Here is a 1,331-nt window from a genome sequence, read left to right as displayed (position 1 = left end):
CACTCCCACAGTGAGCGGTCCTACAACCCCAAGAGGACATGCCTCTTGGTTTGGGCTGTTCCCGTTTCGCTCGCCGCTACTCAGGGAATCGCGGTTGCTTTCTTCTCCTCCGGGTACTAAGATGTTTCAGTTCCCCGGGTGTGCCCTCCATGCCCTATGGATTCAGGCATGGATACTGCCCCATTACGGACAGTGGGTTCCCCCATTCGGACATCTCCGGATCCACGCTTGCTTACAGCTCCCCGAAGCGTTTCGGCGTTTGCCCCGTCCTTCATCGGCTCCTAGTGCCAAGGCATCCACCGTGCGCCCTTTCYAGCTTAACCTATCGCGCTCTCGGCTTCTTCCTTACTGTCTAGCTTCGGCTCGCCGCCKCTCKSKGYCAAATAACCTTCSCCTTCGGGATGTAAACATCCCTCTAGGCGAAGAACATTTGCCCATCGCGGCGAAACGCTCGCCTCCGCTTTTCTTTCCGGTTATCTAGTTTTCAAGGAACGAAGTYWWMACTRGMGCTGCCTTGAGTCTGCTTCTTTGCAGCTTTGCGCCGAGGAATCBATCTTCCTTGARCCTGCTKGMAGACGMAGGCGCAAMHCACTTGARSDAAKGCCYCATTCCTTCAARACTGRRCSWAASWGRAGCGCGGTTGWSCACCGAMTCACGACTWATGTCTAGCTCCAGCGCCTGGCKCTCTTCKRCCARMTRASCTATMSSCCCRKRTRCACAYTGCRWGGAACGWTRAGWTCCCTCAAAACTAAACAARACMGCAAGCGTCATTATAATCAAACCAKKCGMTTYTGTCWWTAWCATCCTTAGAAAGGAGGTGATCCAGCCGCACCTTCCGGTACGGCTACCTTGTTACGACTTCACCCCAATCACTTGCCCCACCTTCGGCGGCTGGCTCCCTTGCGGGTTGCCTCACCGACTTCGGGTGTTGCAAGCTCTCGTGGTGTGACGGGCGGTGTGTACAAGGCCCGGGAACGTATTCACCGCGGCATGCTGATCCGCGATTACTAGCGATTCCGGCTTCATGCAGGCGAGTTGCAGCCTGCAATCCGAACTGAGAGCGGCTTTTTGGGATTCGCTCCCCCTCGCGGGTTCGCAGCCCTTTGTACCGCCCATTGTAGCACGTGTGTAGCCCAGGTCATAAGGGGCATGATGATTTGACGTCATCCCCACCTTCCTCCGACTTGTCGCCGGCAGTCCCTCTAGAGTGCCCAACCGAATGCTGGCAACTAGAGGCGAGGGTTGCGCTCGTTGCGGGACGTAACCCAACATCTAACGACACGAGCTGACGACAACCATGCCCCCCCTGTCCCCCTGTCACACCGAAGGGG

2 rRNA genes are annotated in these 1,331 nt (G+C 56.8%); both read right to left on the bottom strand.

Going from position 1 to position 1,331, the window contains the following annotated elements:
• Window positions 1-323: ribosomal RNA gene (locus B1A75_RS19060) — 23S ribosomal RNA — on the bottom strand; the annotation flags it as partial.
• A 487-nt stretch (window positions 324-810) separates the two neighbouring features.
• Window positions 811-1,331, bottom strand: a 16S ribosomal RNA gene (locus tag B1A75_RS19055); the annotation flags it as partial.

Source organism: Geobacillus sp. LEMMY01, assembly GCF_002042905.1.
Taxonomy (GTDB): domain Bacteria; phylum Bacillota; class Bacilli; order Bacillales; family Anoxybacillaceae; genus Geobacillus; species Geobacillus proteiniphilus.
Note: the sequence above shows the minus strand (reverse complement) of the source record. Positions and strands in the feature narration are given on the sequence as shown.